The sequence below is a fragment of the Glycomyces halotolerans genome, from assembly GCF_054779575.1.
In genome coordinates, this window is the sequence record NZ_BAAGXZ010000006.1 from 58829 (window position 1) to 83867 (window position 25039).

At 70.1% G+C, this 25039-nt stretch carries 25 protein-coding genes; 18 read left to right on the forward strand and 7 right to left on the reverse strand.

The features are described 5' to 3' along the window. The first annotated feature begins 230 nt into the window (after positions 1-230). The 7 genes from tig to ACYVL2_RS07475 all read left to right on the forward strand — a co-directional run bounded on the left by tig (position 231) and on the right by ACYVL2_RS07475 (position 7760). Positions 231-1604 carry a trigger factor gene (gene tig / locus ACYVL2_RS07445; RefSeq protein WP_460541771.1) on the forward strand — a complete coding sequence of 458 codons (1374 nt, stop codon included), beginning with the start codon at positions 231-233 and terminating at the stop codon, positions 1602-1604. Between the two features lie 240 nt (positions 1605-1844). Continuing rightward, positions 1845-2975 carry a hypothetical protein gene (locus ACYVL2_RS07450; RefSeq protein WP_460541773.1) on the forward strand — a complete coding sequence of 377 codons (1131 nt, stop codon included), beginning with the start codon at positions 1845-1847 and terminating at the stop codon, positions 2973-2975. Beyond that, the gene (locus tag ACYVL2_RS07455; RefSeq protein WP_460541775.1) at positions 2972-4351 is read left to right on the forward strand and encodes a type 1 periplasmic-binding domain-containing protein; all 1380 of its coding nucleotides are present in this window, start codon (positions 2972-2974) and stop codon (positions 4349-4351) included. The genes ACYVL2_RS07450 and ACYVL2_RS07455 overlap by 4 nt, the downstream gene beginning before the upstream one ends. Further along, positions 4352-5221, forward strand: a complete 870-nt coding sequence (locus ACYVL2_RS07460) for a branched-chain amino acid ABC transporter permease (RefSeq protein WP_460541777.1) — start codon at positions 4352-4354, stop codon at positions 5219-5221. 1 nt (position 5222) lies between these two features. Then, positions 5223-6263: a branched-chain amino acid ABC transporter permease gene (locus ACYVL2_RS07465; protein ID WP_460541779.1), complete on the forward strand. Its 1041-nt coding sequence runs from the start codon at positions 5223-5225 to the stop codon at positions 6261-6263. Continuing rightward, positions 6260-7066, forward strand: a complete 807-nt coding sequence (locus tag ACYVL2_RS07470) for an ABC transporter ATP-binding protein (RefSeq protein ID WP_460541781.1) — start codon at positions 6260-6262, stop codon at positions 7064-7066. The genes ACYVL2_RS07465 and ACYVL2_RS07470 overlap by 4 nt, the downstream gene beginning before the upstream one ends. Continuing rightward, complete coding sequence (locus ACYVL2_RS07475; RefSeq protein ID WP_460541782.1) at positions 7053-7760, forward strand: ABC transporter ATP-binding protein; 708 nt, start codon at positions 7053-7055, stop codon at positions 7758-7760. The genes ACYVL2_RS07470 and ACYVL2_RS07475 overlap by 14 nt, the downstream gene beginning before the upstream one ends. On the opposite strand, the gene ACYVL2_RS07480 is transcribed toward ACYVL2_RS07475, so the two are convergent. Further along, entirely contained in the window at positions 7745-8059 is a 315-nt protein-coding gene (locus ACYVL2_RS07480) for a hypothetical protein (RefSeq protein ID WP_460541784.1), read from the reverse strand. The two genes, ACYVL2_RS07475 and ACYVL2_RS07480, sit on opposite strands and share 16 nt — an antisense overlap. A gap of 303 nt (positions 8060-8362) precedes the next feature. Here ACYVL2_RS07480 and ACYVL2_RS07485 point away from each other — a divergent pair, with 303 nt between their 5' ends. The 3 genes from ACYVL2_RS07485 to clpX all read left to right on the forward strand — a co-directional run bounded on the left by ACYVL2_RS07485 (position 8363) and on the right by clpX (position 11403). After that, positions 8363-9013, forward strand: coding sequence for an ATP-dependent Clp protease proteolytic subunit (locus ACYVL2_RS07485; RefSeq protein WP_460541786.1), 651 nt, complete (start codon positions 8363-8365; stop codon positions 9011-9013). A gap of 24 nt (positions 9014-9037) precedes the next feature. Further along, on the forward strand, positions 9038-9706 hold the full coding sequence (locus tag ACYVL2_RS07490) for an ATP-dependent Clp protease proteolytic subunit (protein ID WP_460541788.1): 669 nt from the start codon (positions 9038-9040) through the stop codon (positions 9704-9706). Between the two features lie 395 nt (positions 9707-10101). Continuing rightward, a complete protein-coding gene (gene clpX, locus ACYVL2_RS07495; protein ID WP_460541790.1) occupies positions 10102-11403 on the forward strand; it encodes an ATP-dependent Clp protease ATP-binding subunit ClpX in 1302 nt (433 codons plus the stop codon). A 45-nt stretch (positions 11404-11448) separates the two neighbouring features. On the opposite strand, the gene ACYVL2_RS07500 is transcribed toward clpX, so the two are convergent. Then, positions 11449-11781: a PLD nuclease N-terminal domain-containing protein gene (locus ACYVL2_RS07500; RefSeq protein WP_460541792.1), complete on the reverse strand. Its 333-nt coding sequence runs from the start codon at positions 11779-11781 to the stop codon at positions 11449-11451. Positions 11782-11966: 185 nt separating this feature from the next. Here ACYVL2_RS07500 and ACYVL2_RS07505 point away from each other — a divergent pair, with 185 nt between their 5' ends. The 3 genes from ACYVL2_RS07505 (at position 11967) to ACYVL2_RS07515 (ending at position 14410) form a co-directional block, all read left to right on the forward strand. Next, on the forward strand, positions 11967-12743 hold the full coding sequence (locus tag ACYVL2_RS07505) for an electron transfer flavoprotein subunit beta/FixA family protein (protein WP_460541794.1): 777 nt from the start codon (positions 11967-11969) through the stop codon (positions 12741-12743). A 9-nt stretch (positions 12744-12752) separates the two neighbouring features. Then, positions 12753-13682, forward strand: coding sequence for an electron transfer flavoprotein subunit alpha/FixB family protein (locus tag ACYVL2_RS07510; protein WP_460541796.1), 930 nt, complete (start codon positions 12753-12755; stop codon positions 13680-13682). Between the two features lie 113 nt (positions 13683-13795). Further along, the gene (locus ACYVL2_RS07515) at positions 13796-14410 is read left to right on the forward strand and encodes a biotin transporter BioY (RefSeq protein WP_460541798.1); all 615 of its coding nucleotides are present in this window, start codon (positions 13796-13798) and stop codon (positions 14408-14410) included. 53 nt (positions 14411-14463) lie between these two features. Here the strand turns inward: ACYVL2_RS07515 and ACYVL2_RS07520 are convergent, their stop codons facing one another. After that, positions 14464-15372: a hypothetical protein gene (locus ACYVL2_RS07520; RefSeq protein WP_460541800.1), complete on the reverse strand. Its 909-nt coding sequence runs from the start codon at positions 15370-15372 to the stop codon at positions 14464-14466. A 252-nt stretch (positions 15373-15624) separates the two neighbouring features. Here ACYVL2_RS07520 and ACYVL2_RS07525 point away from each other — a divergent pair, with 252 nt between their 5' ends. The 3 genes from ACYVL2_RS07525 to ACYVL2_RS07535 are packed head-to-tail and all read left to right on the forward strand — an operon-like array spanning position 15625 to position 18906. After that, positions 15625-16782 (forward strand): cysteine desulfurase family protein, encoded by a 1158-nt coding sequence (locus ACYVL2_RS07525; RefSeq protein ID WP_460541802.1) that lies wholly within the window; start codon positions 15625-15627, stop codon positions 16780-16782. A gap of 20 nt (positions 16783-16802) precedes the next feature. Continuing rightward, the gene (gene mnmA / locus ACYVL2_RS07530; RefSeq protein WP_460542002.1) at positions 16803-17903 is read left to right on the forward strand and encodes a tRNA 2-thiouridine(34) synthase MnmA; all 1101 of its coding nucleotides are present in this window, start codon (positions 16803-16805) and stop codon (positions 17901-17903) included. Beyond that, complete coding sequence (locus ACYVL2_RS07535) at positions 17896-18906, forward strand: uroporphyrinogen decarboxylase/cobalamine-independent methonine synthase family protein (RefSeq protein ID WP_460541804.1); 1011 nt, start codon at positions 17896-17898, stop codon at positions 18904-18906. The genes mnmA and ACYVL2_RS07535 overlap by 8 nt, the downstream gene beginning before the upstream one ends. 3 nt (positions 18907-18909) lie before the next feature. Here the strand turns inward: ACYVL2_RS07535 and ACYVL2_RS07540 are convergent, their stop codons facing one another. Then, positions 18910-21114: a DUF4153 domain-containing protein gene (locus ACYVL2_RS07540; RefSeq protein WP_460541806.1), complete on the reverse strand. Its 2205-nt coding sequence runs from the start codon at positions 21112-21114 to the stop codon at positions 18910-18912. Positions 21115-21276: 162 nt separating this feature from the next. On the opposite strand from ACYVL2_RS07540, the gene ACYVL2_RS07545 reads away from it, so the two are divergent. Further along, positions 21277-21978, forward strand: coding sequence for a VIT1/CCC1 transporter family protein (locus ACYVL2_RS07545; protein ID WP_460542005.1), 702 nt, complete (start codon positions 21277-21279; stop codon positions 21976-21978). On the opposite strand, the gene ACYVL2_RS07550 is transcribed toward ACYVL2_RS07545, so the two are convergent. The 3 genes from ACYVL2_RS07550 to ACYVL2_RS07560 are packed head-to-tail and all read right to left on the reverse strand — an operon-like array spanning position 21975 to position 24093. Continuing rightward, positions 21975-22595: a TetR/AcrR family transcriptional regulator gene (locus tag ACYVL2_RS07550; protein ID WP_460541808.1), complete on the reverse strand. Its 621-nt coding sequence runs from the start codon at positions 22593-22595 to the stop codon at positions 21975-21977. The two genes, ACYVL2_RS07545 and ACYVL2_RS07550, sit on opposite strands and share 4 nt — an antisense overlap. A 9-nt stretch (positions 22596-22604) precedes the next feature. Then, positions 22605-23342, reverse strand: a complete 738-nt coding sequence (locus ACYVL2_RS07555; RefSeq protein WP_460541810.1) for an ABC transporter permease — start codon at positions 23340-23342, stop codon at positions 22605-22607. A gap of 1 nt (position 23343) precedes the next feature. Next, positions 23344-24093 carry an ABC transporter ATP-binding protein gene (locus ACYVL2_RS07560; RefSeq protein ID WP_460541812.1) on the reverse strand — a complete coding sequence of 250 codons (750 nt, stop codon included), beginning with the start codon at positions 24091-24093 and terminating at the stop codon, positions 23344-23346. 238 nt (positions 24094-24331) lie between these two features. Between ACYVL2_RS07560 and ACYVL2_RS07565 the strand changes: the two genes are divergently transcribed. Then, the gene (locus ACYVL2_RS07565; protein WP_460541814.1) at positions 24332-24934 is read left to right on the forward strand and encodes a DUF4352 domain-containing protein; all 603 of its coding nucleotides are present in this window, start codon (positions 24332-24334) and stop codon (positions 24932-24934) included. Positions 24935-25039 lie beyond the last annotated feature (105 nt).

Genomic DNA, 25039 nt, shown 5'->3' on the forward strand with positions numbered 1-25039 from the left:
GGACAACGATTTCTCGGCGTAGTCTAGGCGATATCGACGCGGTCCTCGACGCCCAGGCCGCAACGCCGGGCTACAGTGATCGCTCGCGATATCGAGCACACCCGAGGTGGCGGTGCGCCCGCGACGACCTAGACTCGGTCGGAGCGGGGGTGGATTCTGCGTGTCCCGCGCGCTGCGAACCGCCGCGTCGACGCAATGAGCAACTGTTTGAAATCTTTAGGAGTACGCCTGTGAAGAGCACTGTCGAGACCCTGAGCCCGACCAGGGTGCGGCTGTCGGTCGAGGTGCCGTTCGAGGAGCTGGCGCCGTTCATCAACGAGGCGTACAAGACGGTCGGGCAGCAGATTCGCGTCCCCGGGTTCCGGCCGGGCAAGGCCCCGCGCCCGGTCATCGACCAGCGGGTCGGCCGCGAGGCCGTCTACGCGCAGGCGATGGACCCGGCCGTGCAGTCCAACCTCAACAAGGCCGTCTCGGAGAACGAGGTCGACGTCCTCGGACGCCCCGACCTGACCGAGGTCAACCCGATCGAGGAGGGCAAGCCCTTCGAGTTCGTCGTGGAGACCGACGTCACTCCCGGGTTCGAGATGCCCGAGTTCTCGGAGCTGAAGGTCACCGTCGAGGCCGACGACGTCTCCGAGGAGGACATCGACGCCGACCTCGAGTCGCAGCGGATGCGCTTCTCCTCGCTCAAGACCGTCGAGCGCCCCGCCGCCAACGGCGACTTCGTCGTCATCGACCTCAAGGCCACCCAGAACGGTGAAGAGGTCGAGGGCGGCTCGGTGACCGGCATGAGCCACGAGGTCGGCTCCGGCCAGCTGCTCGACGGGCTCGACGAGGCCCTGGTGGGCATGAGCGCCGGCGACGAGAAGACCATCGAGTCGAACCTGTCCGGCGAGCAGGAGGGCCAGACCGCCGACGTCGAGATCCGCGTGGAGCAGGTCAAGGAGCGCGAGCTCCCCGAGCTCGACGACGAGTTCGCCGAGATGTCGAGCCCGTACGACACCCTCGAGGAGCTGCGGACGGCCACCCGCGAGCGCCTGGAGGAGCAGGCGAAGTCCGGCAAGGCCTCCGACGCCCGCGCCAAGACCCTCGACGCCCTGCTCGAGGCCATCGACCTGCCGCTGCCGGACAAGACGGTCGAGGACGAGATCAGCCACACCCGCAACCATCTCGAAGAGCAGGTCGTGCAGATGGCCGGCAGCTTCGAGGGCTACCTCGAGGCGATCGACAAGACCGCCGAGGAGTTCGACGCCGATCTCCGCAAGGACGTCGAGTCGAACCTGCGCCAGTCGATCGTGCTCGGCCGGATCGCCCGCGAGCGCAAGCTCGAGGTGAGCGGTGAGCTCATGACCTCCGAGGTCGTCCGCCAGGCCCAGCAGCGCGGCATCCCGCAGGACCAGTTCCAGCAGTTCGTCGACGAGCTGCGGATCAACGGCGGCCTGCAGCAGATCGCCGCGCAGCTGCGTCAGCAGCTGGCCCTCGAGGAGGTCGTCAAGGAGGCGACCGTCGTCGACGGCAAGGGCAACCGGCTGACCGAGGACGACCTGTTCCCCGGCCGCGCGCAGGCCGAGGCCGAAGCCGAGGAGCAGACCGAGACGGAGTAGCGCGCTCCCATTGAGTCATCTAGGGCCCACCGCGAATGCGGTGGGCCCTTTCTTGTCGGATGCGTTGGAGGAATTTCCACTACCGGCGGGTAGCGTACGAATTTACGATCATCTATAGTCGGCAATTAACGTCTTCGATGAAGCAGATGACCGCACGGGAGTGCCGATATGATCCCGCGTCCCCTCCGCCCGCGTGGAAAGCAATCCGCCAGGCTAGCCGCCTGCGCACTCGCACTTTCGGTGATCGCCTGGCCCACCGGCACTGCGGCCCAGGACACCGCCGGAAGCGAGGAGCTCCAATTCCGTTACGGCGTCGACGGCGTCTCCTGGTACTGGAGCCGCCAGGTCGACGAGACCCTCGAACTCGGCGAGGTCGTCCAGCCCCTCGAGTTCCCCAACCCCCAGGCCGCGACCACCATGCCGATCTCGGTCGAGCTCGGCGAGCCCGCCAAGGTCGCGGCGCTGCAGTTCAACCTGGCCGAGCGCGGCGTTCCCGAGGGCGCGGCGATCACCGAGTTCACGCTCACCGTCGCCGAGGGCGACGACGCGGGCGACTCGCCGACGTTCAACCCTCTCCGGCACCTCATCCAGGCCTGCCCGATCACCGAGGCCTGGAGTCCGGGCGAGGCCGAGATGTGGGACGTCCGGCCGCCGGTCGGCGACGACTGCGTCGAAGGAGTCAGATCCGAACCCGACCCCGAGCAGTTGGCCGCGGCCGAGGAGGCCGAGGATTTCGAACTGCCGCTGCCGACATGGACCTTCGACCTCTCCGAATTGGCCGCCGAATGGGCGCTCGACCATTTCGCCAATTACGGCGTCATGTTCATGCCCGTAATGGACGAGGCGACACCGGTCGACATATGGCAGGTCAATCTGAAGCTGCCGATCCGAGACGATCCGCAGACTCCCGTCGACGAGTTCGAAGCGACCGCCGACCGACTCTCGGCGTCGATGTCGTACACCCCGCCGGCCGAAGAACCATCCACTGAGGACTCACCTCCGGCCTCCGGCGGCGGCTCCTCCGGCGGCGGTACCACCGGAGGCGGCACCTCCGGCGGCGGAGGCGGCTCACCCGCCGCGGAACCGGACGCCGGGGCCGCCGAAGCGGCCGCCGACGAGGTCGAGCCGGCCGCGTTCGAGCCGGTAGAACCGCGCATGCCCTGGTACGTCTGGACCCTCATCCCCGCCGGGCTGGTCGGCGCGTTCGTCCTCCACCACGTCATGAGCGGCACCCAGACCGCCGCCGCCGGCAGCGGCGCGATCGACCGCATCCGCTCCTACAACCTCGCCAGGCGAGGCTGGGCCCTGCCGGTCCCCGCCGGTCTGTGGCAGCGCCTGACCGGCAGGTCCTCAGAGACGGGGAGCCGATGACCCTCCGCCGATCCCGCGGGCCCCTCGCCTTCGCCGCCTGCGCGGCGCTCGCACTGACCGCCTGCGGCCAGTACGAAGGCGTCCACGACCAGTTCGTCGCCGAAGGCGGCTCCAACCCCGGCGTCGACGGCGGCGCCACCGACACCGCCGGCGGCGCCAGTACCGGCGGCTCCAGCGGCGCCGGCAGCGGCGGCACCTCCGGCGGCGGAGGCGGCTCAAGCGGCGGCTCGGGCGGCGGGGGAGGAGGCGACGGCAACGGCGGCGGCCCGGCCGGCAACGGCGACACCACCGGCGTCACCGACGACACCATCACCGTCGGCATCCACGCCCCGCTCACCGGAGCGGCCCCGCTCCGCCAGGACTCCTTCGAGACCGGCAAGGACCTCTACTGGCAGTACGGCAACGGCGGCGAACCGGTCGAGATCCACGGCCGCACCGTCGAGACCGTCTTCGCCGACGACCAGTACCGGCCCTCCACCGCCCGCCAGGTCTGCCAGACCATGGCCGAAGAACAGGAGGCATTCGCCCTCATCGGCGCCGGCGGCACCGACCAGATCCAGGCCTGCGCCCAGTACGCCGCGAGCGAAGGCGTCCCCTACATCTCCACCGGCGTCACCGAGACCGGCATGGGCGGCCTCGACACCTACTTCGCCGCCACCATGACCTACCCGCAGCAGGTCCCGATGCTCGCCGACTACATCCGCGGCGAACTCGGCGTCACCGACGCCGGCCGCGTCGCCGCGATCGTCACCAACACCCCGAACTTCGACGACGCCGTCGCCGGGTTCACCGACGCCTTTCCCGGCGTCGACGTCTTCCGGCCCGACAAGAACGAGCGCGGCTCCTCCTCGGCCGGCAACCTGTGCACCGGCACCGCCAAGAACTACGACGCGGTGTTCGTCCTGACCTCCCCGACCTTCTACCTCGAGATGGCCGCGGCCGCCGCCTGCCGCCCCCAGTACGTCGGCGTCGGCGTCAGCATGGGCCTCGACCAGGTCGCCTCCACCGGATGCAGCACCGGCGGCACCGAAGGGGCCCGCTTCTTCAACCCCACGCCCGCGTTCGCCGACGCCGGCGACTACGACCCCGAGTTCCTGCAGGCCGCCAGTGCCGCCGGCATCCAGGCCGACGACGTGGTCTGGATGATGTGGGGCCAGTCCAAGGTCCTGCACCGGATGCTCGAGCAGTCCGGCGAGAACCTCGACCGAGGCGCGTTCGTCAACGCCGTCTCCGGCTCCAGTTTCACCACCGGAGTGTTCCCCGACCTCGACTACGGCGACACCCGGTTCGGAGGCACCCAAGTGAGCGTGCTGCGCAACGTCTGCGACGGCGGCGGCCGCTACGTGACCGACTACGCGTTCGTGAGCGGGTTCTGAATGGGCGCCTTCGTCGCACTGGGCCTGTTCCAAGGCGCGGTCTACGGCCTCCTGGCCGTCGGCATCGTCCTGGTCTACAAGGCCAAAGGCGTGTTCAACTTCGCCCAAGGCGAGTTCGGCGGCATCGCCGCCTTCGTCGCCTACTTCCTCGTGGTCGCCCAGGGCCTGCCCTACTGGCTCGGCGCGATCGCCGGACTCGCGGCCGCCGTCGCCATGGGACTGGGCGTCGAACGACTCATCGTCCGCCCGCTCGAATCCTCCTCGCGCACCATCATGCTCGTCGCCCTCGTCGGCGTCGCCCTGTTCGCCATCGCCGTCACCGTCCTGGTCGCCCAGCCCATCCCCAGAGTGATGCCGCCGCTCATCGACGGCCCGGGCGTCAACGTCCTCGGCGCCGGCATCCAACCGCAGCAGCTCATCATCCTCACCGTCCTCGCGGTGCTGGCCGCGGCCATGGCCTGGTTCTTCAAGACCGACTTCGGCCTGGCAGTCCTGGCCTCCTCACAGGACACCCTCGCCGCGCGCGTGGTCGGCATCAGCCCCACCGGCGTCTCCCGGCTCGTCTGGAGCCTGGCCGCCCTCCTCGGCGGCGTCGCCGGCCTCCTGTACGCCCCGGTCGGCATCTTCACCCCCGGGTTCATGACCATGACGATGCTCGTGCCTGCCTTCGCCGCCGCCGTCCTCGGCGGCATGACCAGTCTGCCGGGCGCCTTCATCGGCGGGGTCGGCATCGGCGTCGTCCAGAACGTCGGCATCTACCTGCTCGGCCAGCGGCTCGCCGTCCCCGGCGCCGCGGAACTGTGCGTCTTCGCGCTGCTCATGCTGGTCCTGCTCATCCGCCCCCAAGGCCTGCTCGGCAAGGAGGCATGACATGGCCTCGACCACCCTCGTCCTCACCAGGGTCCGCGTCAGGAACCACTTCGTCCTGGCCTTGCGCATCGCGCTCGTCCTCGCCGTCCTCGCGCTCGCGGCCTATCCGCTGGTCTTCGGCGGCGACGTCTGGGCCCAGCGCATCAGCCGCGCCGCCATCTACGCCGTCATCGGCCTGTCGATCAACACCCTCACCGGCCACGCCGGCCAGATCTCCCTGGGACACCAGGCCTTCGTCGGCATCGGCGCGTTCTCGGCGGCCTTCATGGCCTCCCGGCTCGGCGCCCCCTTCGGATTCGGGCTGGCCGCGGCCGCGCTCGCCGGCGCGGTCACCGCCGCCATCGTCGGCATGGTCGCCTTGCGCGTCAAAGGCCTCTACCTCGCGCTGGTGACCCTCGCGTTCGGGCTGACCGCCGAGACGACGATCTTCAACTGGCGCGAGTTCACCGGGGGAGGAGCCGGCGCCTTCGCGCCGAGGCCGGCACCGCTCCAGACCGACGTCGCCTACGCACTCTTGTGCCTCGGGGTCCTGGCGGTGGTCCTGTACGCCGACTGGCGCATGGTCTCGACCAAGGCCGGGCGGGCCCTGACCGCGGTCCGCAACGACGAGCAGATCGCCTCCACCCTCGGCGTCAACGTCACCGGCTACAAGCTCGCCGCGTTCTGCTACTCGGGCCTGGTCGCCGGCCTCGCCGGAGGACTGTTCGCGCACTGGAACCAAGTGGTCCAGGCCCTGGACTTCGAATTCCAGGTCGCGCTGCTGTGGGTCCTGATGACCGTGGTCGGCGGCCTCCGCTCCCGCCTCGGCGTGGTGATCGCCTCCGCGTTCTTCGCGCTGCTGCCGCTGACGCTGCCGAACTTTCTGTCCGGCCTGCCCTGGCAGCCGCCGTTCCTCAACGAGGCGGTCTACCACGTCCTGCCGCCCTTCATCGTCGTCGTGCTGCTCCTGGTGGTCCTCAGGTTCTTCCCCGGCGGCCTCGGGCAGCTCCTGGCGCCGGTCACCCGCTGGATCGCCGGAACCGGAAAGGAGGCGAAACGGTGAAGCGACCACGACACCAGATGCTCAAAGTGGCGGGCCTGCGGCTGCGGTTCGGCGGCCTGCAGGTCCTCGACGACCTGTCCCTGTCCGTCGGCGCCGGCCGGATCGTCGGCCTCATCGGCCCCAACGGCGCCGGCAAGACCTCCTGCTTCAACTGCCTGACCGGCATCTACCGGCCCGAAGGCGGGCGCGTCTACTTCGACGGCCGCGACGTCTCGCGCCTGCCCACCCACCGGCGCGCCCGCCTCGGCATGGCCCGCACCTGGCAGAACCTCGGCGTCATCGACTCGCTCACCGTCGCCGAGAACGTCATGCTCGCCCAGCACCAGCGCACCGGTTACTCCGCGGTCGCCGGCCTGCTCGGCTTCACCGGCACCTGGCACCGCGAACGCGAACTGCGCCGCGACGCCGCCGAGATCATCGACTACTTCGGACTGTCCGACGTCGCCGGAGAACGTGCCGGCGAGCTGCCATACGGGGTCCGCAAGACCTGCGACATGGCCATGGCGCTGGCATCGGACCCGAAGATGCTGCTGCTCGACGAGCCCGCCTCCGGCCTGAGCCCCGAGGAGGCCCTCGCACTCGGCAAGACCCTCGGCGAGCTGCGCGACCGCCTCAAACTCACGATCCTGATGATCGAGCACCACGTGCCGCTGGTGGCCGAGGTCTGCGACTACGTCTACGTCCTCAACTTCGGGCGGCTCCTCACCGAAGGCGAACCCGACCGGATCCAGAAGCACCCCGAAGTGATCGCCGCCTATCTCGGCGGCTCGGCACCAGGAGGAGCAGAGCATGGCGCTGCTTGAGGTCGCGAACCTGCGGGCCGGCTACGGCTCGGTCCCGGTCCTCCACGGCGTGGACATGAGCGTCGAGGAGGGCTCCAACGCCGTCCTGCTGGGGCTCAACGGCGCCGGCAAGACCACGACGCTCCTCGCCCTCGCCGGGCTCCTGCCGATCACCGGAGGCGAGGTCCGCTACGACGGCAGGCCTTTGACCGGCCCGCCGGCCTCCCGCGTCCGCTCCGGCATCGTCCTGGTCCCCGAAGGCCGCCACGTCTTCCCCGCCCTGACGGTCAAGCAGAACCTGCGCCTGGGCGCCTGGACGGTCCGGCGCGACTCCCGCCGCGTCCGTCGCAGCCTCAGCGAGGTCTACTCGATCTTCCCGCGCCTGGAGGAGCGCGCCGACCAGCAGGCCGGCACGCTCTCCGGCGGCGAGCAGCAGATGCTCGCCCTCGGGCGCGGCCTGATGGCGAGCCCGCGCCTGCTCCTGGTCGACGAGGCATCGCTGGGCCTGTCGCCGAAGCTCACCGAGCAGGTCTTCGAGGCGGTCAAGCTCATCAACGGCCGCGGCGTGACGGTCCTGATGGTCGAGCAGAACGCCGGTGTCCTCGAGCAGGCCGACACCGCCTTCGTGATGCAGCAGGGCCGCATCACCGCCGCCGGCTCGGGCTCTCAGACTCTCGAGGACGAGGCGGTGCGCGCGGCCTACTTCGGCTCCTGAACCGCCTCGGCCGGCTCCGGCTCGGACTCCTCGACCTCCTCGATAGCGGCCTTGAACAGCTCGGCGGTGCGCTGGGCCGTGCGCTCGCCGGCGTCGACCACGGCGGCCGACAGGACCAGCGTGGAGCCGACGAGGATCAGTCCGAGGCCGGCCGCGCCGCCCGAGATCAGGTACGGCAGCTGGCCGTCGACGTAGGCGATCTCGGCCATGCCCATCCAGCCGAAGGTGATGACGGTGCCGCCGGCCAGCCAGAAGACCAGGCCGAGCAGGCGCATGCGAGCGGTGGGGGAACCGGACACAGTTGACTCCATTTTGGTCGATCGAGGCGCTGCAGTCGCGCATTACCGCGAGGTAACCAAACCTATCAATATCGCTGACTGATGTGACAGCCGCCATATATATGAGGTTCGCGGCCATGTCGCACAGCGAGTGCGGGCCGGTGTTCAAGGAACCCGAGAGCATGGCGGCGGAGCGTGAAAGCGGGCTCCGCCGAAAGCGAACACGGAGCCCGGCCGCATCCGATCGTCGTCTCGACGGGCTAAGGTCTGGGATGTAACGCAAAGCCGAGTGCATATCGCCGAGACAGAATGAAGGTGCAAGACATGGAGCATTCGAATCCATTCTCCTCGGAGCGGGAGAGGAACGTCTTCCTTCCCTCCGCTCGCCGCGGTAGCGGAGCCAGCTCCCCGGGTCTGGACGACATGGTGTTCGACCGCCTGCTCCAGGAGCGGGTGATCTTCCTCGGCTCCGAGGTGAACTCCGAGATCGCCAACCGGCTGTGCGCGCAGCTCATCCTGCTCGAGGCCGAGGACCCGGACCGCGACATCAAGCTCTACATCAACTCGCCCGGCGGCTCGGTCTACGACGGCATGGCCATCTACGACACCATGCAGTACATCAAGAACGACGTCGCCACCGTGGCCATGGGCATGGCCGCCTCCATGGGCCAGCTGCTGCTGTGCGCCGGCACCAGCGGCAAGCGCTACGCGCTGCCGCACGCCCGCATCATGATGCACCAGCCTTCCGGCGGCATCGGCGGCACGGCCTCCGACGTGGCGATCCTCGCCGAGCAGATGCTCTACACCAAGCAGATGTTCCAGGACCGCGTCGCCCACCACACCGGCCGCACCCGCGAAGAGATCGAGACCGACTCCGACCGCGACCGCTGGTTCACCGCCGAGGAGGCCAAGGACTACGGCTTCATCGACCACGTCGTCCAGCGAGTGACCGACGTTCCGGCCGAGGCCCAGTAGGCAACGAGGGGAAACCGAAAGCACATGGAATTCAACGCGCACTCCGGCCCGGCCGACCACCCGCAGGCCCGGTACATCGTCCCGTCGTTCACCGAGAAGACCTCGTACGGGGTCAAGGAGATGAACCCGTACAACAAGATGTTCGAAGACCGGATCATCTTCCTGGGGTCCCCGGTCGACGACACCTCGGCGAACGACATCATGAGTCAGCTGATCGTGCTCGAGGGCAACGACCCCGAACGCGACATCATCATGTACATCAACTCCCCGGGCGGGTCGCTGACGGCCCTGATGGCCATCTACGACACCATGCAGTACGTCCGCCCGGACATCCAGACCGTGTGCATGGGCCAGGCCGCCTCGGCCGCCGCCGTCCTGCTCGCGGCCGGGACCCCCGGCAAGCGCACCGCGCTGCCGAACTCCCGCGTGATCATCCACCAGCCGGCCACCGAGGGCACTTTCGGCCAGGCCTCGGACATGGAGATCCAGGCCCGCGAGATCATGCGCATGCGCGACCAGCTCGAGAAGGTCCTGGCCCGCCACACCGGCCAGCCGCTCGACAAGGTCCGCAAGGACATCGAGCGCGACAAGATCTTCACCGCCGAGGAGGCGGTCGAGTACGGCATGGTCGACAACGTCCTGGTCTACCGCAAGAAGAACGCGCTGCCCGCCGAGGCCGCGGCGCAGAGCTGATCGCACATGGGCAGGGAGGCGCGGCGGGACGGCCGCCGACCCGCGGAGCGGCCGGTTCGCCGCGCCTCCCCTACGCCCGAGCGGCCCGCCGCCGTCACGGAGGGTGACTCGTCTCTGGACGATCATCTTCCCTTTGTCGGCGGCCCGGGGTACGGTGGCGCTGGCACCTTGTGGACCGCTTGCCACGGACTGTCGGGTGTCGATGCGCCTCTGGCGCCTCGGACACAAATGCGAAATACTGTATCGAGACACCGGTTCGTCCTGAATCCACCGAGCACTCAAGTCGAACTCGCGGCCGGCAGGCCGCTTCGGCGGAGCCCCACCACGGCTCACCGATCTCGCCGAGCGCACCTGCGGACCGCGAACGAGCTTCGCCAAGGAAGGGAGCTACTGCGATGGCGCCACGCCTGGGAGACAGCGAGATCTTGAAGTGCTCGTTCTGCTCGAAGTCGCAGCGGCAGGTCCGCAAGCTCATCGCGGGCCCGAACAACGTCTACATCTGCGATGAGTGCATCGACCTGTGCAACGAGATCATCGAAGAGGAGTTCGCCGAAGAGGCCGAGGTCGCCTGGGAGGACCTTCCCAAGCCCAAGGAGATCGTCGAGTTCCTCGACCAGTGGGTCATCGGGCAGGACGACGCCAAGCGGTCCCTGGCCGTAGCGGTCTACAACCACTACAAGCGCATCCAGCTGGTGGAGGTCGGCGCGCACAAGGGCGGCGCGGATCACGTCGAACTGCAGAAGTCCAACATCCTCCTGGTCGGCCCCACCGGCTCGGGCAAGACCCATCTGGCCCAGACCCTCGCCCGGATGCTCGACGTTCCGTTCGCGATCGCCGACGCCACCGCCCTCACCGAGGCCGGATACGTCGGCGAAGACGTCGAGAACATCCTTCTCAAGCTCATCCAGGCCGCCGACTTCGACGTCAAACGGGCCGAGACCGGCATCATCTACATCGACGAGATCGACAAGGCCGGTCGCAAGGCCGACAACCCCTCGATCACCCGCGACGTCTCGGGCGAAGGGGTCCAGCAGGCCCTGCTGAAGATCCTCGAGGGCACCGTCGCCTCGGTCCCGCCCCAGGGCGGGCGCAAGCACCCGCACCAAGAGCACATCCAGATCGACACCACCAACATTCTCTTCGTCTGCGGCGGCGCCTTCGCCGGGATCGAGGAGATCATCAAGAACCGGGTCGGCAAGCGCACCGTCGGCTTCACCGCGCCGCTGCGCTCGGCCGAGGACGACTCCGGTGACGCGATCGTCTCGCAGATCATGCCGGAGGACCTGCTCAAATACGGGATGATCCCGGAGATGGTCGGCCGCCTGCCGGTGCTGACCACTGTGAACCACCTCGACCAGGCGGCCCTGCTGCGGATCCTCACCGAGCCGAAGAACGCGCTGGTCAAGCAGTATCAGCGCCTGCTCGAACTCGACGGGGTCGAGCTGGAGTTCGCCGACGACGCGCTGGAGCCGATCGTGGAGTCGGCGATGCTGCGCGGCACCGGCGCGCGCGGGCTGCGGGCGATCCTCGAGGAGGTCTTGCAGCCGGTCATGTTCGAGATCCCCAGTCGCGCCGACGAGGTCGCGAAGGTCCGCATCACCTCGGACGTGGTGCGCCGCAACGTCAATCCCACGCTCGTCCCGAGAACGAAGGCCACCCCGCGCCGCGTCCGCCCCCGCAGGGAGAAGTCCGCCTGACCGGCGGCCGGGTCGGGCGCGACCGGCCCGGTACGGCGATGCCGCTCATTCCTCCTTGCGCTCGTCGTCGCGCAGCTGCTTGTCGAGGTCCCGCAGGAAGTCGGGGTCGTCGTCGGGGGCCACCGGGCCGCGCGGGCGCCTCGGCCCGCCGCCGGCGCCGCCTCCCGGCCTGCCCGGTCCCCGCTGCCCGCCTTCCGGTCTCGAGCGTCCCAGCAGGAACCACAGCACGGCCCCGGCGATCGGCAGCAGCAGGATGATCGCCACCCACCAGCCGCGCGAGAGCCGCCTCGGCGTCTGTTCGCCGCCGAGGCAGTCGGCCACCGCCGCGATGAGCAGCGCCAGGTGGGTGAGGAACACGAAAACCAAGACGCGGGCCATACCCCCCATCATGCCTTGTCCGGATGCAAAGGGCCAAGCGCGGCTCGGCGAGTTACTCGCTGGTAACTTCATAGGATAGGATTCACGGCAAGGCGCTTGGCATACTGATCGCACGCAAGCGCCGCCAAGGACCTGGCAGACTTGCGGCTCGCAAGCGTCGCCAAAAACGACCTCGGAGGTTGTCGATGAACATCGTGGTTCTGGTCAAGCAAGTCCCCGACTCGGGGCTGGCGAGACGGCTGGACGACCAGCTGCGGGTGGACCGCAGCGGCGCCAACAACGTCATGGGGGAGCTGGACGAATACGGCGTCGAGGCCGCCCTCCAGCTCAAGGAGGCCCACGGCGGCGAGGTCACCATCCTCACCCTGGGGCCCGACCAGGCGACCGAGACCGTCCGCAAGACCCTCGCCATGGGCGCCGACAAGGCCGTCCACATCAGCGATGAGGCCGTCGCAGGCTCGGACGCGCTGGCCACCTCGAAGATCCTGGCCGCCGCCCTCGGCCGCCTCGAATGGGACCTGGTCATCGCCGGCGCCGAGTCCACCGACTCCGGCATGGGCGTCATGCCGCACCTGCTGGCCGCCCGCACCGGCGCCGCCGCGGCGACCGGCGCCCGCAAGATCGAACTCGACGGCGACGCGATCAAAGTGGAGCACCAGCGCGAGAACGGCTACGATGTCCTCACCGCGCCGACGCCCGCGATCGTCTCGGTGTGGGACACCATCAACACGCCGCGCTACCCGTCGCTGAAGGGCATCATGGCCGCCAAGCGCAAGCCGGTCGAGACCCTCACGCTCGCCGACCTCGGGGTCGACGCCGCCGAAGTCGGCGGCGCGGCCGCCGCCACAGAGGTGCTCAGCGCCGCCGACCGGCCCGAGCGAGGCGCCGGTCAGATCGTCACCGACGAAGGCGAGGGCGGTCGCGCGCTCGCCGGATTCCTCGCCGCCGAGAAGTTCATCTAGGAGACCGCCATGGCAGACATCCTCGTCTACGTACCCGACTCCGGCAAGCACGCCGCCGAGGTCCTCACGCTCGCCCGCTCGCTCGGCGACGTCTCCGCCGTCGCCTTCGACGAGAGCTCGGCCTCCCTGGCCGGCGAATACGGCGCCGCCAAGGTCTACCGCGTCAGCGCCGAAGGAATCGACGACTACTTCGTCACTCCCAAGGCCACCGTCCTCATCGACCTGGCCCGCAAGACCGAGCCGGACGCCTTCCTCCTGCCGAGCACCGACGAAGGCAAGGCCCTGGCCGCCCGGGTGGCGGTCGCCCTCGACAACGGCCTGCTGACCGACATCACCGGCCTGGACGCCGAGGGCACGGCCTCGCAGGACATCTTCGCGGGCGCGACGATCACCAGTTCGAAGATCACCAAGGGCTTCAACCTCGCCACGGTCAAGGCCGGTGCTCAAGCCGCCGAGCCCGCGCCGAGCGAACCGGCCGTGGAGTCCGTCGAAGCCCCGCTCTCCGAAGACGACAAGCGCGTGCGCATCGTCGAGAGCGTCGACGAGCCGGCCGGCGACCGGCCGGGCCTGGCCGAGGCCGACATCGTCGTCTCCGGCGGCCGCGGGGTCGGCTCGGCCGAGGACTTCGCGCTCATCGAACGCGTCGCCGACGCCATGGGCGCGGCGGTCGGCGCCTCGCGCGCGGCCACCGACGCCGGGTACTACCCGCACAAGTTCCAGGTCGGGCAGACCGGCACCACGGTCAGCCCGCAGCTGTACGTGGCCGCGGGCATCTCCGGGGCGATCCAGCACCGGGCCGGCATGCAGACCTCGAAGGTCATCGTCGCGGTCAACAAGGACGCCGACGCCCCGATCTTCGGCATGTCGGACTTCGGCGTGGTCGGCGACCTGTTCCAGGTCCTGCCGCAGTTCCTCGAAGAGGTCGAGAAGCGCAAGTAGTCGAGCGGAGCACGGTCGGCCGAGGTCGTAATCGAGGGGAAACAACTGTGGGTTAGGCTTCGACACAGCCTCTCCTTATGAGAAACCTACAGATGATGTTGGAGGAATCCGCAATGGCCGCCCCAGCAGCAGCGCTTCCCGCGCCAAGCGTCCTCGCCGACCTGCTCCCCGCCTCGACCCGGGCCGGTGCGATCGCCCGGGACGCCGTCCTCGTCCTCGGCGGCGCCGCCGCGGTCGGCGCCTCGGCGCAGGTCGCGATCACGATCCCGCAGATCACGCCGGTCCCGTTCGTGCTCACGACCTTCACGGTGCTGCTCCTCGGCGCCGCCTTCGGGCCGCTGCGCGCCGGGCTCACCCTCGCGGTCTACCTGGCCGCCGGCGTGGCCGGGATGCCGTGGTTCACCGACGGCGCCTCCGGCTACGGGATGCCCAGCTTCGGTTACATCCCCGGCTTCCTGTTCGCCGCCGTCGCGGTCGGTTGGCTCGCCCGGCGCGGCGCCGACCGCACCGTCCTGAAGACGGTCGGCCTCATGGTCGTCGGCAACGTCGTCATCTACGGCTTCGGCGTGCCCTACCTCGCGTTCGCGACCGGCATGGACGCGGCCACCGCCGTCGAGAAGGGCCTCGTGCCGTTCCTGGTCGGCGACGCCGTCAAGCTCCTCGCCGCCGCGGCGCTCCTGCCCGGCGCGTGGTGGGCCGTGAACCGCTTCCGCTCCAGCGAGCGCTGAGGACCCGAGCACGACACAGGCGCCTGCGAGACCGCGGGCGCCTTTTGTCGTCCCTACCGCTCCCAGCCGATGCCGAGGGCCCCCGGCCTCGGCACCGGTTCGGCCAGCGCGACCGTCCTGCCGGGGCCGAGCTGCAGGTCCCCGGTCTCGCGCTTGTCGCGCTGCAGCGAGGACTGCGCGAAGCGGTAGACCCGTTTGGGGATCGCGTCGGGCGCGAAGCGGATCTGCAGCGAGTAGTGGTCGACCGGGTACCGGAAGGCGTTGCCGTGCCCCGAGGAGACGCCGCCGTTGCCCTGCACGACGATTTCGAACAGGTGCGTCGCGCCCTGGGGGAGCGGCTGGTCGAACACGATCTCGGCCAGCGCGACCGGCGCCTCGTCGTGCCGGAGCACGTTCGGCACGGTGCAGTCGCGGATGGGTTTGAACTCGATGTCGTCGATGTCGCAGCCCTCGTCGCCGCGGTAGAGCAGGATGTAGCGGTCGACGTCGTCCCTTCTGGCGCGGACCAGCATCGACAGCTCGAACAGCGATTCCTGCCACTGCGAGTCGACGTGGACGATGACCTGCTGGCCGAGGATGTCGAGGGTGTGCTCGCGCGAGGCCGGGACCTGGTCGCACAGTTCCCTGACCGCGTCGCCGCCGAGCACGGCGTCGGGGCGGGGGAGCTGTCCGCGGATCGAGCGGGGGCCGCGGGCCCGCTTGGGCCCCAAGAGCGCCCGCAGCGATCCGGCGGGCAGTTCGAGGAGGTCTTCGAGGGCGGTGACGGCGGCGAGGGATTCGGCGCGCTCGGGCCTGGAGCGGCCGGACTGCCAGTAGCTGAGGCTGGTGGTGGAGACGGTGATGCCGCGGGTGGAGAGCCGGTGACGGATGCGGTCGAGGCCGAGGCCGCTGGACTGGATGGCGATGCGCAGGGCAGTGTGGAACGGCCCAGCGCGAAGTGCTTCGGCGAGTTCGGGCGACATCGGCACACCTCTGGTAAAGGACCCGGTCCGGCGGAGGACCCGGCCTTGGGGATTGCGACTCTCCGCCACCTGCGAAGGTTACGAAGATTCGTCAGATTCTATCTCGGGCGCTCCATGCATGGTTATGGCTACGCACGACCACTTTGTGAGACTTTCACGCCGTCGGCCCCACTGCAAGCCCCGCGTCTCACAATTCACCCGCGGTATCTGCGAGGTGGCCGGACCGGAACCGCGCCGTAGACTGGAATCGCCATGGCCTATCTCGATCACGCCGCCACCACGCCGATGCTCCCCGGAGCACTCGACGCCTACGTCCGGACGGCACGCGAACTCGGCAACGCCTCTTCCCTCCACGCCTCCGGCCGTGCGGCCCGCCGCACCGTCGAAGAGGCCCGAGAACGCATCGCCGAGGCTCTCGGCGCCAAACCCAGCGAAGTGGTCTTCACCGGCTCCGGCACCGAGGCCGACAACCTCGCGGTCAAGGGCCTGCACTGGGCCAGGCGCACCCCCGGACGCAACCGGGTCGTCACCACCGCCGTCGAACACCACGCCGTCGCAGACGCCGTCGCCTGGCTGGCCGATCACGAGCACGCCGAGCTCACCGAGATCCCGGTCGACAAGCTCGGACGCGTCCGCACCGACGCCGTCGCCGAACTGCTCGACGGGCACGCCGCCGAGATCACGGTCATCACCTGCATGTGGGCCAACAACGAGGTCGGCACCATCCAGCCGGTCGAGGAGGTCGTCGCCCTCGCCGCGCCGCACGGCATCCCCGTCCACACCGACGCCGTCCAGGCCGTCGGCCACACGCCGGTCGACTTCGCCGCCAGCGGCGCCGACGCGCTGACCCTCTCGGGCCACAAGCTCGGCGGCCCCACCGGCACCGGCGCCCTGCTGCTGCGCCGCGACACCGAGTGCACCCCGCTGCTCCACGGCGGCGGCCAAGAACGCGAGATCCGCTCCGGGACGCTCGACGTGCCCGGGATCGCCGCGCTCGCCGACGCCGTAGCCCACGCCGCCCGCACCCGCGAAGCCGAAGCCCGGCGACTCCGGGCCCTCCGCGACGACCTGGCCTCCCGCGTCCTCGAAGCCGTCCCCGAAGCGATCTACAACGGCGACGCGGAGCACCGCCTCCCCGGCAACGCCCACTTCTCCTTCCCCGGCTGCGAAGGCGACGCGCTGCTCATGCTCCTGGACGCCGCCGGTGTCGAATGCGCCACAGGTTCCGCCTGCTCGGCCGGCATCGCCCAGCCCTCCCACGTCCTGCTCGCCATGGGCGCCGGCGAAGACGACGCCCGCTCCTCCCTGCGGTTCACCCTCGGCTGGTCGAGCACCGAGGCCGACGTGGACGCCCTGCTCGCCGCCCTGCCCGAAGCGGTCGAACGCGCTCGAACCGCCGGACTGTCTTAGTTATGGTTGACCACGTGAAATTGCGAGTACTGGCCGCCATGAGCGGCGGAGTCGACTCCGCGGTCGCCGCCGCGCGCGCCGCCGAGGCGGGGCACGACGTCACCGGCGTCCACCTCGCCCTGTCCAAGAACCCGCAGACGTACCGGACCGGCGCCCGCGGCTGCTGCACCATCGAGGACTCCCGCGACGCCCGCCGCGCCGCCGACGTCATCGGCATCCCCTTCTACGTCTGGGACATGGCCGAACGCTTCCACGAAGACGTCGTCGAGGACTTCTACTCCGAGTACGCCGCCGGCCGCACGCCCAACCCGTGCCTGCGCTGCAACGAGAAGATCAAGTTCGCCGCCGTCCTCGACCGCGCCATGGCCCTCGGCTTCGACGCCGTCGCCACCGGCCACTACGCACGCAAGGGCGACGACGGCCTGCTGCGCCGCGCGGTCGACCCCGGCAAGGACCAGTCCTACGTCCTGGCCGTCCTCACCCCCGCCCAGCTCGCCCACTCGATGTTCCCTCTCGGCGACACGCCGAAGGACGAGGTCCGGATCGAAGCCGAGGAACGCGGCCTCGCCGTGGCCCGCAAGCCCGACAGCCACGACATCTGCTTCATCGCCGACGGCGACACCTCCGGATTCCTCAAGAACCGGCTCGGCTCCCAGACCGGCGAGATCGTCGACGCCGCCACCGGCGACGTCGTCGGCAGCCACGACGGCGCCCACCAGTTCACCGTCGGCCAGCGCCACGGACTCGGCCTGAAGCGCCCGGCCGCCGACGGCAAGCCCCGCTACGTCCTGTCGATCACGCCGGTCGACAACCGCGTCGAAGTCGGGCCCCGCGAAGCGCTGCGCGTCGACCGCATCCGCACCGCCGCGCCCGTCTGGCTCGCCGACGAGCGCACCGGACCGTTCGACGCCGAAGTCCAGCTGCGCGCCCACGGCCAGGTCTACCCGGCCACCGTCACCGCCGACGCGGACGGCCTGACCGCCCGGCTCCACCAGCCCGCCTACGGCGTCGCCGCGGGCCAGGCCCTCGTCGTCTACGACCCCGACGCCGAACGCGGCGACGCGGTCCTGGCCTCCGGCACCATCGACGCCACCTCGACCGTCGAGGCCGCCGGTGTCTGACGACGCACCCGCCCTGCCCACCGGCGTGGCCACCGGCGTCGGCTCCCTGCCGGGCACCGACATCCGCGAGGCCGTCCGCATCGTCTTCGGCGAGCTGCCCGACTGGCCCGTCCTGCCCGAGCTGCCCGACCGCGGCCCCGGCGCCGACATGATCGGCCGCGGCGCCGCCCTCCTCGAAGGCATCCCGGTGCAGCGGTGGGTCTCCGGCTGGCAGATCGCCGACCTGCCCGGCCGCGACGCCAAACGCGCCGCCGACTTCCTCGAACGCGACCTCGACGCGCTCTACGACGTCGCCGACACCACCGACGGCCCCGTGCGGATCACCGCCGTCGGACCGTGGACCCTCGCCGCGAGCCTGTGGCGCCGCACCGGCGGCGCGATGATCGCCGACCACGGCGCCGCCGCCGACATCGCCGCCTCCCTCACCGAAGGCCTGCGCGGGTACGTCGCCGCCGTCGGGGCCAGGCTCCCGAGGGCCCGCCTGTCCATCCAGCTCGACGAGCCGCTGCTGCCGGCCGCGCTGGCGGCTCGCATCAGCACCGAGTCCGGCCTGCACTTCTATCGGCGCGTTCCCGCCGAGGTCGCCCGCGACCGCCTGCGGCAGGTCGTCGACGGCGTCGGCGTGCCGGTGGTCGTCCACTGCTGCGCCGCCGACGTCCCGCTGAAGCTGCTGGCCGAGGCCGGCGCCGCAGCGGTGTCCTTGGACCTGACGCTCATCGGACTCGACGACGCCCGGGCGCTCGACGAGATCGGCGAGTATCTCGACGGCGGTTCCCGCCTGATAGCCGGCGCCGTGCCCTCGACCGGAACAGCCGGGCCCGAGCTCGTCGACCGCGCCGAGGAGCGGATCACCGAGCTGTGGCACCGGCTCGGATTCGAGCCGGGGCGGCTGCCCGAACAGGTCACCGTCAGCCCCACCTGCGGCCTGTCGGAGGCGAGCCCCGATTACGCGCGCGCCGCGATGGAGGCGTGCCGCGAAGCCGCCAGGCGGCTCCACGGCTGACGCTCACGACGACTCGAGGTACCGGCTCCACAACTGGTGCTCGACCAGGTCGATCGCGACGTCGGTGATCTCGGAGCCGGCGGCGTCCATGACCGAGACCTCGAACGTCAGGTGGTCGATGACGACCATGTACTTGTACGCGTCCGCGTCGATATAGCCGGCGTCGACCAGTTCGCTCTCGTACGGCTCGGCCGCCGCCTGCTCCCGGTCGGCCCCGAAGAACGACATGGCCTCGGCTTCGGTGAGCCAGCCGCGCGCCTCGATCAGCAGGTAGCGCGTGCCCGGCCCGTGGAATCCGCAGTCGACGAACCCGTACGGCTCGCCCGGGTCGACCCACTCGGCGTTGGAGGCGGTGCCGCCGCTCGCGCTGTTGTCGCGCTCGACCCCGTAGTCTCCCTTGGCCGAGCGGCCGAACATCCGCTCGGCCGCGTCGAGTTCCAGATCCGTGCACGAGCCGAGGCCGAAGAACTCCGCGTCCGGCGGCGGCTCAGTGGACTTCGGCTCCTCCGGCGCCGGTTCCCCTGCGATCTCGCTCGCCTCCGAGGCCCCGGCCGTGCCCTCGGTCCGCTCGTCGGTGTAACCGGGGCCGATGTGATCCGGGCAATGCCCGGAGGCGAGATCCCCGGGCCGGCTCCACAGCTCGGCGGCGCGCGCATGGCCGAGGTTCCACGCCAGCGCGGGCCGCTCGTCGGAGCCGTGCCGGCCCCGGTGCATCGCGCACCGGCGCTGCTCTTCGGGCAGCGCCATGAGCTCCGGCACCGCGTCGGCCGACAGGTCCTCCAGGTAGGCCAGGTCCAGTTTGCCGGTCTGCTCGAACCGCTCGATGTTGTAGCGGGCGATGAACCCGTCGGGATCGACCGCCGCGAGTCCGAGCAGCGTCAGCACCCCCGAGACCAGGATCGCCCGCGGCAGCCACAGCGCCCGGAGCTTCCAGCAGCACACCAGCACCAGTACGAACAGGACCGCCAGCCAGATCTCGACGGTGAACACCCACATCCGCAGCCGCGTCAGACCGAACGTCTCGAAGTACTCGCGCATCCGGAACATCGCCGAGGCGACCACGACCAGCGACATCGAGCACAGGCCCGCCAGCAGGACGCGCACGACCCAGCGGTCGGCGCGGGCGCGTTTCGGCGCCAGCCACCCGGCGACGGCGATGACGCACAGCGACAGCACCGCGACCACGCTCAGCTGCCAGAACCCGGTGCGAGCGTACTCGGCGAACGTCAGGCCCGCGGTCTCCAGCACATAGTCCTCGCCTCCGAAGTAGACCTGCAGCTGCGAGGCGATGAAGCCCCCGAACAGCAGGTTCAGCGCGCCCAGCGGCACCGCGATCTCGAAGCGCGAGACCTCCCGGTGGCCCGGCCGTTCCTCGGGGTCGAACCGCGGCCTCGCCACCGCCATGAAGGCCCACAACAGGAAGATCGGGAACGCGACGCCCGCGACCATCAGGCGGAGCACCAGCGTGACCGGATGGATGTCGGGCGACAAGGCGCCCAGCGCTCGAGCGAAATTCGCGTCTGCGGCGGCGAACAGTCCGCCGAAGACCAGCAGCAGCGCCACGGTGATCGCCGCGACCCTGAGGTTCCGGATCCCGTTGCCGCCGCCCTCCTCGGCGCTTCGCCCGCCGCGCCGCGACCACGCGAACGTCTCGCCCAGACCTTCGAGATGCATGAACAGTGAGGTGAGCATGCCGGTGAACCGGCGCGGTGGCGACAGTGCGATCGGTGTCAGCAGCAGCGCGGTGACCGAGCACAGCGCCACCACCCAGCCGGCGTCGCGGACGGCCGCGACCGACCACAGTGCAGCCACCAGCGCCGCCCCCGGAAGCCGGGTCCACAGCCCCACCGGCCCCGCGAAGGCGACCGGTATCGCCACCGACATGACGCCGGTGATCGCCAGGCCGATGCCGACGCCTTCGGAGTGGAAGACCGCCCAGCCCGCGAACAGCGCCGTTCCCGCCACCAAGGCGATGAGCGCCTGCCCGGCGCCCTTCTCAGGAACGTTCCAGTACAGCTCGATCCGGCCGGGAAGCCGGGACGGCGGCCGCGGAGCGCCCGCGTATCCGGGTGCCGGCCGCTGAGGCGGGGGAGGAGCGGCGGTCCGCATCGCCGGCTGCGCCGCGGACGGCCCCGTTTCGCGCGGCTCGGGGGCCGGTTCGTCCCGCTCCGGATCCGGGGTCGGGGACGCTTCGGGGGAGTTGCTCATAGGAAGCCTTCTCTTCGGGGCTCCGGAGCCCGGCGGGCCGTCATCGGGACGGACGACCCCCACTCAGGAGCGTGAACACCGACCACAGTGCTGTACTCGGCCCGGAGCCGCCACCGGTCGATCGGCGGAATCCGGCCCGTCTTGTGGTTGACTTGCACTGTGGTGGCAGAGGAGGGGAACACGCCGTCAGCGCTCGGCAGGCGACTCAACTGGCTGCGTGCCGCGGTTCTCGGCGCCAACGACGGCATCGTCTCCACCGCCGGCATCGTCATCGGCGTCGCCGGAGCGACGACCGAGCGCGCCACGATCATGATCTCCGGGGTCGCGGGCCTGGTGGCCGGCGCCCTGTCGATGGCCGGCGGCGAGTACGCCTCGGTCTCGGCCCAGCGCGACACCGAGTCGAGCCTGGTCGACGCCGAACGGAGGGAACTGCTCGAGGATCCCGCCACGGCCCGGGAGGAACTGGCCGGGAACCTGCGCTTGCGCGGGCTGTCGGAGGCCACCGCCCGCCAGGTGGCCGCCGAGCTCTCCGGAAGCGACGCGCTCCGCACGCACGCCGAGATCGAATACGGCCTCGACCCCGGCGAGCTGACCAATCCCTGGATGGCGGCGCTGTCGTCGTTCGTGTCCTTCACCATCGGCGCGCTGCTCCCACTGTTGACGATCGGGCTGCTGCCTCCCGGCGTTCGCATTTTCGGCTGCGCCGTCGCGGTCCTGGCCGCGCTGGCGCTGACCGGCTTCGTCTCGGCGAGACTCGGTGGCGCCTCGCCGGCGCGCGCGACGATCCGGGTGATGGCCGTCGGCGCCGCGACCATGGCGATCACCTACGGGGTCGGCAGTCTCTTCGGCGTCGCGACCGCCTAGTGCCGGTCGGCGAACTTGTCGACCGGCATCGTGAGGTAGCGGTCGATGGTCGGGCCGATGGTCTCGGCCAGCTCGTCGGCGGTCAGCGAGGCGATCGGCTCGAGTTTGAGGATGTAGCGGGCCAGGATCAGCCCGAAGATCTGCGAGGCCACGAAGTTCGCGCGGAGGTGGACGTGGTCGACCTCATCGCCGATGACGTCGCTGATGGATTTGACCACGCGGTGCTCGAACAGCTGCCGGAAGAAGAACGACATCGACGGCTTGGACAGGCTGGTCCGGACGACGGCGATGAGCTTGTCGTGGTGGGGGCCGTCCCAGATGGCGACGAAGACGTGCATCAGCCGACCTCCGGCGCCTTCGACGCCGCCGGCCCTCAGCGCGGCGGCGATCTCCGGGCCGGGGTCCAACGGCAGTTCGATCGCGGCGAGGAACAGGTCGTCCTTGGAGCCGAAGTAGTGGTGGATGAGCGCCGGGTCCACTCCGGCCTCGCCGGCGATGCGCCGCAGGCTGACCGACTCGTACGCTTCCTCGGCGAACAGGCGGCGGGCTGCCGCCAGGATCTCGGCCCTCGTGTCGGGCTTGCCCGACCGCCGTCCGCTTCGCTTCACTCTGGCCACGGGCGGAGCCTATCCGGTGCGCCGCCGCAGGGTCGCGGCTCCGAGCACGGTTGCGACGACGACCGCACCGGCGACCACGCCGAGGTCGGCCCACATCGACGCCGGCAGGTCGCTCGAGGTCTGCACGTGCTGGAGCGCCTTCACCGCGTACGTCAACGGAAGCACGTTGGAGACCCCCTGCAACCAGCCCGCCATCTGCTCGCGCGGCCAGATCAGTCCGCACAGGAACAGCTGCGGGACGATGAGCACGGGCATGAACTGGATGGCCTGGAACTCTGTGGCGGCGAACGCGGAGACGAACAGCCCCAGCGCCATGCCGAACAGCGAGGTGACCACCGCGATGAGGACGACGGTCCAGGCCGAGCCGACCGTCTCGAGGTCGAGCCACTGGTAGGCCACGAGCGAGGCGATGGAGGCCTGGGCCGCGGCGCAGAGGCCGAAGGCCATGGCGTAGCCGCCGACGAGGTCGAGCTTGGCCGTGGGCGTGGTCATCAGCCGTTCGAGGGTGCCGCCGGTGCGTTCGCGAAGGAGCGTGATCGAGGTCAGCATGAACATGAGCATGAACGGGAACGCCGCCAGCAGGATCAGGCCGACCTGGTCGAACACCTGCGGGGCTCGGTCCATGATCGCGCTGATCAGGGAGATGATGAGCGCCGGGACTGCCAGGATGAGCACGACGGTGCGCCGGTCGTTGAGCAGTTGCCGCAGGATGCGGGCGGCGGTGATGAGGGTGATCTTCGGTGACATCTCAGCGGGCCTTCTCGAGTTCGCGGACGAGTTGCAGGAAGGCCGACTCCAGATTGTCGGTCCCCGTTGCGGCGCGCAGGTCGCCGGGCGTGTCGTCGGCGATGAACATGCCCTCGCGGAGCAGCAGGAGGCGGTCGCAGCGGTCGGCCTCGTCCATGACGTGGCTGGAGACCAGCAGGGTCTTGCCGTCGGCCGCCAGCTCGCGGAACCGGTTCCACAAATCGTCGCGGATGACCGGGTCGAGCCCGACGGTCGGCTCGTCGAGCACCAGGACCTCCGGCTCGCACACCAGCGCGCAGGCCAGCGAGGTGCGGGTCTTCTGGCCGCCGGAGAGGTTCGCGGCCAGCCGGCCGGCGAACTCGCCCATGCCGACCCGCTCGATGGCCTCCATGGCGTCGCCGCGGCTGCGGCCGTACAGGGCCGCGAAGTAGGCCACGTTCGACCTGACGCTGAGGTCGGGGTAGATCGAGGCGTCCTGGGTGACGTACGCGAGGCGGCTCCGCAGCGGCTTCGAGCCGGCCGGCTCGCCGAGCACGGTGACGGTGCCGGACTTGATCTTCTGGGTGCCGACGATGGAACGGATGAGCGTGGTCTTGCCCGAACCCGAGGGGCCCAGGAGCCCGGTGACCGACCCGGCCGGGACGGTGGTGCTCAGGTCGCGCAGGACGTGCCTGCCGCCGCGGTCGACGACCAGGCCGTCCACAGTGATCGCGGGCGTGGCCGCGGCGCGTTCGGGAGTGGCGGGTGGCATGTGAGCCTCCAGTAATTCATCGTCCGATGAATTCAATCTACCACGCGATTTCATCGATCAGTGAATTATTCTAGGGCCCTTCCGCGCCGCGGTCGCGCGATCCTCCTGAGAGCCCGGTCGGCGACGGTGCTTCCGATGCCGCGAAAGCGTGACCAGTGCGCGGCCCGTCCCTCGCCGCACTGTAGTTTGAGCCGGTCAGTCCCCAACGGAATCCAGAACGGATGGTTCGAGTTCTCAAATGATGCGGTTTGCGGAAAAGGCCGTCTCAGTCCGGCGACGGGTCGCGGCCGGAGGCATCGGATTGCTCGCCGCGTTCGGCTTCACCGCGTGCGGTGAAGCCGACGGCACGGAAGGCGGCTCGGAGGAGGCCTCCGCGTCCGCCTCAGCGGCGGCGGCCGAAGCCGACGGCGGTTCGCAGCCCGGCACGGGCCCGCAGGACCCGGTAGAACCCGGCGGCAGTGCCGAGATCGGCGAATGGACCGTCGCGATCGGCGAGGTCGCCTTCGACGTCGCCGATGAGCTCGTGGCCTTCAGCGACATCAATCGCGAGCCGTTCGACGGCAAGACGTACGTCCTCATCGAGTTGCGGGCCACCTACAACGGCGACGGCGCCGCCGATCCCTACACGGACTTCACGTGGGGCCTCTGGGACGGCGCCGAGGTCATCGACCATGAGCCCGGCCTCTTCCTCCCCGAGGACCTCGCCATCGTCGGCGAGATCGAGAGCGGCGAGACCGCCTCGGGGAACATCGCCCTCGAGATCCCGGAAGGCGACCACTCCGAAGCCATGGTCGTCATCGGCGAACTGATGGGCGACGACGTCTACTTCGCCATCGCCTGAGCCGCGACACCGCCGAAAGGGGCGCCCCCCGCGACGCCGCCGTCCTCGTGCCCGAGATCGGGATGGCGCCGTTGGGGCGCCCCTGACAGCCGAGGTTGTGTAGGA